Source organism: Pseudomonas sp. 39004 (assembly GCF_028682155.1).
Taxonomy (GTDB): Bacteria; Pseudomonadota; Gammaproteobacteria; order Pseudomonadales; family Pseudomonadaceae; genus Aquipseudomonas; species Aquipseudomonas capeferrum.
Genome location: NZ_JANIAG010000006.1, coordinates 61801 through 69170, shown reverse-complemented (window position 1 = coordinate 69170; position 7370 = coordinate 61801). Strand labels below are relative to the sequence as shown.

The window sequence follows — 7370 nt, the reverse complement described above, 5'->3', positions numbered from 1 at the left end:
TTGCGAAGCTGAAACCCTGGGGCCGCGCTGCGGCCCTTTCGCGACACAAGGCCGCCCCTACAAGATTTCGGTCAATCCTTTAGCGTGCAACCCCCGCAACGCCGCCTCCATCGTCCGCATGCCCGCCGCGCCCCCCGACTGCATCGCCGATTGCAACTGCGCCAGCCGCCCCTCACGGATCAGGTTACGCACCGCCGTGTTGGCCACCAGCACTTCCCGCGCCGCCACACGGCCGCCGCCCACGCGCTTGACCAGCACCTGCGCCACCACCACCCGCAACGACTCGGCCAGCATCGCCCGCACCAGTGGCTTTTCCTCGGCAGCAAAGACCTCGACCAATCGGTCGATGCTATTGATGGCCGAACGGGTGTGCACTGTCGCCAGCACCAGGTGCCCCGTCTCCGCCGCCCGCAACGCCAGGCGTATGGTCTCCAGATCGCGCAACTCGCCAATCACGATCACATCCGGGTCCTGACGCAGCGCACTGCGCAGCCCCTGAGCGAACCCGCCACAATGGCGGCCAATTTCGCGCTGATTGACCAGGCTGCGCTGGCTGCTGTGGATAACTTCGATAGGGTCTTCCAGCGTGATGATATGCACAGGCCGTTCGCGGTTGAGTTGATCGAGCAGCGCCGCCAAGGTGCTGGACTTGCCGCTGCCGGTTGGCCCGCCCACCAGAACCAGGCCATCGGTACACTGCGCAACAGCTAGAAACACTTCGCCCAGGTCGAGTTCATCGAGCGTCGCTATGCGTTTCGGGATCACGCGAAAGGTTGCCGCCAGGCCGTTCAACTGGCGAAACAGGTTCAGGCGAAAGCGGCCCAGCGCTGGCAGTTGCAACGCGACGTCCAGCTCATCACCCTGTGCCCATTGCTGGCACTGCTCATCCGCCAGCAAGGGTGTCATCGCATCGCTCAGGGCCGCCGACAGCAATGGCGGCGCGTCCATGCGTTGCAGCTCGCCATCAAGGCGCAGCATCGGTACCTGGCCCGCAGCCAGGTGCAGGTCCGAAGCCCCCGCTTCCACGGCGCGGGCCAACAGGTCGGTCACATCCATGAGACTCCCCAAAGGCGATCAAGCAGGTAGAATGCCGCAGACCCTATCGCCGCCGGCATCGATCCATGTCCACCATAGCAGACAACCTATCCGCCCTCGCCGCCCGCATCGCCAGCGCCGCACAGGCCGCCGGGCGGGACCCGGCCAGCATCCAGTTGCTGGCGGTGAGCAAGACCAAGCCCGCCAGCGCTATCCGTGAAATCCACGCCGCAGGCGTGCGCAATGTCGGCGAGAACTACCTGCAGGAAGCGCTGACCAAGCAGCAGGCCTTGGTCGACCTGCCCTTGATCTGGCACTTCATCGGCCCCATTCAATCGAACAAGACCAAAGCCATTGCCGAGCATTTCGACTGGGTGCATTCCGTGGACCGCCTGAAGATCGCCCAACGCCTCTCGGAGCAGCGCCCTGCCGCACTGGGGCCGCTGAACATCTGCCTGCAGGTGAATGTCAGCGGCGAAGACAGCAAGTCCGGCTGCGCCCCTGCCGACCTTCCGGCATTGGCCAAGGCGGTCGCCAGCCTGCCCAATCTGCTCCTGCGTGGGCTGATGGCGATTCCTGAACCTAGCGATGAGCGTGCCGTGCAGGAGGCCGCGTTCGCCACCCTGCGCGAGCTGCAGCAGGGCCTGGGCCTTGGCCTGGACACCTTGTCCATGGGCATGAGCCACGACCTGGAGGCGGCGATCGCCCAGGGAGCGACCTGGGTACGTATCGGCACCGCCCTGTTCGGCGCCCGCGATTACGGGCCCGTCTGATTCCATGCTTTACTCACTCTTTCCCACAAGGACCTGACATGAGCAAGACACGTATTGCCTTTATCGGCGCCGGCAACATGGCCGCCAGCCTGATCGGCGGCCTGCGTGCCCAGGGCCTGGAGGCTTCGCAGATCCGCGCCAGCGACCCGGGCGCCGAGACCCGCACCCGCATCCAGGCCGAGCACGGCATCGAAACCTTCGAAGACAACGCCCAGGCAATCGCCGGTGCCGACGTGATCGTACTGGCGGTCAAGCCGCAGGTCATGAAGGACGTCTGCCAGGCCCTGCAAGCCCACCTGCAGGAAGGCCAACTGATCGTTTCCATCGCCGCCGGCATTACCTGCGCCAGCCTGCAAAGCTGGGTTGGCCCACGCCCGGTGGTGCGCTGCATGCCCAATACGCCAGCGTTGCTGCGCCAAGGCGTCAGCGGCCTGTATGCCACCGAGCAAGTCAGCACGGCACAACGCCAGCAGGCCGAGCAACTGCTGTCTGCCGTGGGCACCGCCCTGTGGCTTGATCAAGAGCTGCAACTGGACGCTGTAACCGCCGTTTCCGGCAGCGGCCCGGCGTACTTCTTCCTGTTGATCGAGGCCATGACCGCCGCCGGCGAAAAACTCGGCCTGCCCCGCGAAACCGCCTCCCAACTGACCCTGCAGACCGCTTTGGGCGCTGCGCGCATGGCCGTTGCCAGCGATGTCGATGCTGCCGAACTGCGCCGCCGCGTCACCTCGCCAGCCGGCACCACCGAAGCCGCGATCAAGTCGTTCCAGGCCAGCGGCTTCGAAGCCATCGTCGAGCAGGCGCTGCAGGCCGCAGCGACGCGGTCCGCCGAGCTGGCCGAACAACTGGGCAAATAAGGAGCTCTAGATGAATGCACTGTCAGGCGCCGCGATTTTCGTGGTGCAAACCCTGGTCAGCCTGTACCTGGTGATCGTCCTGTTGCGCTTTGTGCTGCAACTGGTCAAGGCCAACTTCTACAACCCGCTGTGCCAGTTCACGGTGCGCGCCACCCAGCCGCTGCTCAAGCCGATCCGCCGCGTCATCCCCAGCATCGGCGGCCTGGACACCTCGTCCCTGCTGCTGGCGGTGATCATTCAGGCGCTGCTGATGGCCTTCGTGCTGATGGTCACCTATGGCACCTTCGGTGATGTGCTGCACCTGTTGATGTGGGCCATCATCGGCATCACCTCGCTGTTCCTGAAGATCTTCTGGGTCGCGATGATCGTCATGGTGATCGTCTCGTGGGTCGCACCCAACAGCCACAACCCGGCTGCTGAGCTTGCGTACCAGATCAGCGAACCGGTACTGGCTCCGTTCCGTCGCCTGGTGCCAAACCTGGGCGGCATGGACATCTCGCCGATCTTCGCCTTCCTGGCCATTCAGGTCATTCAGTCGTTCGTCATGCCTCCGCTTGCCGCCTACGCAGGCATGCCGCAAGAGCTGTGGCGGATGATCTGACACCCTCCTTGGCCATCGGCGCCTTCTGCGGCAAGCCATTGCTTGCCGCAGGGGGTAGCGCTCTTTAGACTTACGCCTCCGTCAAGCGTGAGCAGGGTCGATGTCCACTGTCCTTCCCGAAGATTCCGTCGGTCTGGTTACACCGCAAACAGCCCGGTTCGAAGAGCCGCTGGCACTGGCCTGTGGCCGCTCCCTGGCCAGCTACGAGCTGGTCTATGAGACCTATGGCACCCTGAACGCCAGCGCGAGCAATGCCGTGCTGATCTGCCATGCCTTGTCCGGCCACCACCATGCCGCGGGCTACCATGCCGAAACCGACCGCAAGCCAGGTTGGTGGGACAGCTGCATCGGCCCCGGCAAGCCGATCGACACCAACCGTTTCTTCGTGGTCAGCCTGAACAACCTCGGCGGCTGCAATGGCAGCACTGGCCCCAGCAGCCTCAACCCGGCCACCGGCAAGCCCTATGGTGCCGACTTCCCGGTGCTGACCGTGGAAGACTGGGTGCACAGCCAGGTACGCCTGGCCGACCGCCTGGGCATTGGCCAGTGGGCCGCGATCGTGGGCGGAAGCCTCGGCGGCATGCAGGCGCTGCAATGGACCATCACCTACCCCGACCGGGTGCGGCACTGCGTCGATATCGCCTCGGCGCCCAAGTTGTCAGCGCAGAACATCGCCTTCAACGAAGTGGCCCGCCAGGCCATCCTCACCGACCCGGAATTCCACGGCGGTTCGTTCCAGGACCAGGGCGTGATCCCCAAGCGCGGGTTGATGCTGGCGCGCATGGTGGGCCATATCACCTACCTGTCCGATGATTCGATGGGTGAGAAATTCGGCCGTGAGCTCAAGAGCGACAAGCTCAACTACGACTTCCACAGCGTCGAGTTCCAGGTCGAAAGCTACCTGCGCTATCAGGGCGAGGAGTTTTCCGGCCGTTTCGACGCCAACACCTACCTGCTGATGACCAAGGCGCTGGATTACTTCGACCCCGCTGCGGCCCACGGGGGCGACCTTGCCGCCACCCTGGCCGGCGTCACGGCAGACTACTGCATCATGTCGTTCACTACCGACTGGCGCTTCTCGCCGGCCCGTTCCCGCGAGATCGTCGACGCACTGATGGCCGCACGCAAGAACGTCTGTTATCTGGAGATCGACTCGCCCTACGGGCACGATGCCTTCCTGATCCCCACACCTCGCTACATGCAGGGTTTCTCGAACTACATGAACCGCATCGCCATCTGAGGACAGCATGAGAGCCGATCTGGAAATCATCCACGACTGGATTCCCGCCGGCAGCCGGGTACTTGACCTGGGCTGCGGCAGTGGCGAACTGCTGGCCTCGCTGCGTGACCGCAAGCAGGTCACCGGTTACGGCTTGGAGATCGACCCCGACAACATCGCCGCGTGCGTGGCCAAGGGCGTCAACGTCATCGAGCAGGACCTGGACCAGGGCCTGGGCAACTTCGCCAGCAACAGCTTCGACGTGGTGATCATGACCCAGGCCCTGCAGGCCGTGGAGTACCCCGACCGCATCCTCGACGAGATGCTGCGCGTGGGCCGTCAATGCATCATCACCTTCCCCAACTTCGGCCACTGGCGCTGCCGCTGGTACCTGGCGACCAAAGGCCGCATGCCGGTTTCGGACTTCATGCCGTACACCTGGTACAACACGCCGAACATCCACTTCTGCACCTTCGCCGACTTTGAAGAGCTGTGCCACGAGCGCCATGCCAAGGTCCTCGACCGCCTGGCCGTCGACCACTTGCACCGTAATGGGTGGGGCGGCCGGCTATGGCCTAATCTTCTAGGTGAGATCGGCATCTATCGCGTCAGTAGCCCAGGCCTGCAGGAGCACCAGCTCGCGGTTTGACGCCCACTGGAGGAATCGCACCATGCGTCGCCTGACCCTGTTCCTGATCAGCCTGTGCCTGGCCCTGCCCGTACTGGCTGCCGATGCCGCCCGTCCCGAGCGCAAGGAAGTGTTTGGCGACGTAACGGTACACTACAGCGCGTTCACCTCGAGCATGCTGACACCAGAGGTGGCTGCGGCCACGGGCCTGGTGCGCAGCAAGAACCAGGGCGTGCTCAACATTGCCGTGCTCAAGGCCAACAAGCCGGCCATGGCGGTCGTCAGCGGCACGGTGAAGGACCTGACCGGGCGCAGCAGCCCGCTGTCCTTCAAGCAGATCAACGAACAGGGTGCGGTGTACTACATCGCCCAGTTCAAGATCGAACAGCCCGAAACCGTGACCTTCGACCTCAATGTCGAAACCGGCGGCATCAGTAACTCTCTCAGCTTCAACCAGGAAGTGTTCCCAGGCGAATGATGAATTTCCAGCAACTCGTATTGGCCAGCCACAATGCCGGCAAACTCAAGGAACTCCAGGCCATGCTCGGAGCCTCCGTACAGCTGCGCTCGATCGGCGAATTCAGCCAGGTCGAGCCAGAGGAAACCGGCCTGTCGTTCGTCGAGAACGCCATTCTCAAGGCGCGCAATGCCGCGCGCATCTCTGGCCTGCCGGCACTGGCCGACGACTCGGGGCTGGCAGTCGATTACCTGGGCGGCGCGCCGGGCATCTACTCCGCGCGCTATGCCGATGGCAAGGGTGATGCGGCGAACAATGCCAAGCTGCTGGAGGCCTTGAAGGAGGTGCCTGAGGCTGAGCGTGGTGCGCAGTTCGTCTGCGTGCTGGCGCTGGTGCGTCACGCCGACGACCCGCTGCCGATCCTGTGCGAAGGCCTGTGGCACGGGCGCATCATGTTCGAAGCCAGCGGCGAGTACGGCTTTGGCTACGACCCGCTGTTCTGGGTACCGGAGCGCAACTGCTCGAGCGCGGACCTCGCCCCGGTCGACAAGAACCAGCTCAGCCACCGCGCCCGCGCCATGGCCCTGCTGCGTCAACGCCTGGGCCTGGCATGATCGAAACGTTGTCCACCCAGCCGTTCCCGACGGGGGCGGCAGGTTTCGCCGTGCTGCCGCCCTTGGCGTTGTACATCCACATCCCGTGGTGCGTGCGCAAGTGCCCTTATTGCGACTTCAACTCCCACGCGGCAGGCCCCGAGCTGCCTGAAGAGGCCTACGTCGACGCCCTGCTGACCGACCTCGATCAAGAGCTTGTGGCCGTGCAGGGGCGCCCGATCAGCTCGATCTTCTTCGGTGGCGGCACGCCGAGCCTGTTCAGCGCCAATGCCCTCGGCCGCCTGCTGCGCGGTGTTGAGCAGCGCATCCCGTTCGCACCAGACATCGAAATCACCCTGGAGGCCAACCCAGGCACGTTCGAGCAGGAAAAATTCAAGGCGTACCGGCAAACCGGCATCAACCGCCTGTCCATCGGCGTGCAGAGCTTCCAGCCCGCCAAGCTCGAGGCGCTCGGGCGCATCCACAATGGCGACGAAGCGATCCGCGCTGCGGGCATGGCCCGCGCCGCAGGGTTCGACAACTTCAACATGGACTTGATGCACGGCCTGCCCGACCAGTCGCTGGACGATGCCCTGGGTGACCTGCGCCAAGCCATCGAGCTGGGGCCAACCCACTTGTCCTGGTACCAGCTGACTGTGGAGCCCAACACGGTGTTCTGGAACCAGCCCCCCGAGCTGCCCGAAGACGACATCCTCTGGGACATCCAGGAGGCGGGGCAGGCGCTGATGGCCGAGCACGGCTACCGCCAGTACGAGGTTTCCGCCTACGCCCAGCCGGGCCGTGCAGCCAAGCACAACCTCAACTACTGGCGCTTTGGTGATTTCATCGGTATCGGTGCCGGCGCCCACGGCAAGCTGACCTTCGCCGACGGGCGCATCCTGCGCACCTGGAAAACCCGCCTGCCCAAGGACTACCTGAACCTGGCCAAGCCGTTCAAGGCCGGCGAAAAGCTGCTGCCGGCCGACGAACTCCCCTTCGAATTCCTGATGAATGCCTTGCGCCTGACCGATGGCGTGGAAGCCGAACTGTTTACCCAGCGCACTGGCCTGCCGCTGGCACAACTGGTCGAGGCACGGCGTGCCGCCGAACAAAAGGGCCTTTTGCAGGTCGAACCGGATCGACTGGTGGCCACGCCACGCGGCCAGTTGTTCCTCAATGACCTGCTGCAGTATTTCTTGACCTAAGG

At 64.2% G+C, this 7370-nt stretch carries 9 protein-coding genes; 8 read left to right on the top strand and 1 reads right to left on the bottom strand.

Features of this window, described 5'->3' with window-relative positions:
* Positions 1-57: 57 nt before the first annotated feature.
* Positions 58-1056, bottom strand: coding sequence for a type IV pilus twitching motility protein PilT (locus tag NP534_RS02145; protein WP_274097599.1), 999 nt, complete (start codon positions 1054-1056; stop codon positions 58-60).
* Between the two features lie 65 nt (positions 1057-1121).
* Here NP534_RS02145 and NP534_RS02140 point away from each other — a divergent pair, with 65 nt between their 5' ends.
* The 8 genes from NP534_RS02140 (at position 1122) to hemW (ending at position 7368) form a co-directional block, all read left to right on the top strand.
* Positions 1122-1808 (top strand): YggS family pyridoxal phosphate-dependent enzyme, encoded by a 687-nt coding sequence (locus NP534_RS02140; protein WP_274097598.1) that lies wholly within the window; start codon positions 1122-1124, stop codon positions 1806-1808.
* A 38-nt stretch (positions 1809-1846) separates the two neighbouring features.
* Positions 1847-2665, top strand: a complete 819-nt coding sequence (proC, locus tag NP534_RS02135) for a pyrroline-5-carboxylate reductase (RefSeq protein ID WP_274097597.1) — start codon at positions 1847-1849, stop codon at positions 2663-2665.
* A 10-nt stretch (positions 2666-2675) separates the two neighbouring features.
* Positions 2676-3266, top strand: coding sequence for a YggT family protein (locus tag NP534_RS02130; RefSeq protein ID WP_033702021.1), 591 nt, complete (start codon positions 2676-2678; stop codon positions 3264-3266).
* 100 nt (positions 3267-3366) lie between these two features.
* On the top strand, positions 3367-4506 hold the full coding sequence (metX, locus tag NP534_RS02125) for a homoserine O-succinyltransferase MetX (RefSeq protein ID WP_033702022.1): 1140 nt from the start codon (positions 3367-3369) through the stop codon (positions 4504-4506).
* A gap of 7 nt (positions 4507-4513) precedes the next feature.
* Positions 4514-5134, top strand: coding sequence for a methionine biosynthesis protein MetW (gene metW / locus NP534_RS02120; protein ID WP_033702023.1), 621 nt, complete (start codon positions 4514-4516; stop codon positions 5132-5134).
* A gap of 22 nt (positions 5135-5156) precedes the next feature.
* Entirely contained in the window at positions 5157-5591 is a 435-nt protein-coding gene (locus NP534_RS02115; RefSeq protein WP_033702024.1) for a DUF4426 domain-containing protein, read from the top strand.
* Positions 5588-6184, top strand: a complete 597-nt coding sequence (gene rdgB, locus NP534_RS02110) for an RdgB/HAM1 family non-canonical purine NTP pyrophosphatase (protein ID WP_274097596.1) — start codon at positions 5588-5590, stop codon at positions 6182-6184. The genes NP534_RS02115 and rdgB overlap by 4 nt, the downstream gene beginning before the upstream one ends.
* The gene (hemW, locus tag NP534_RS02105; RefSeq protein WP_274097595.1) at positions 6181-7368 is read left to right on the top strand and encodes a radical SAM family heme chaperone HemW; all 1188 of its coding nucleotides are present in this window, start codon (positions 6181-6183) and stop codon (positions 7366-7368) included. The genes rdgB and hemW overlap by 4 nt, the downstream gene beginning before the upstream one ends.
* The last annotated feature ends 2 nt before the right edge of the window (positions 7369-7370 follow it).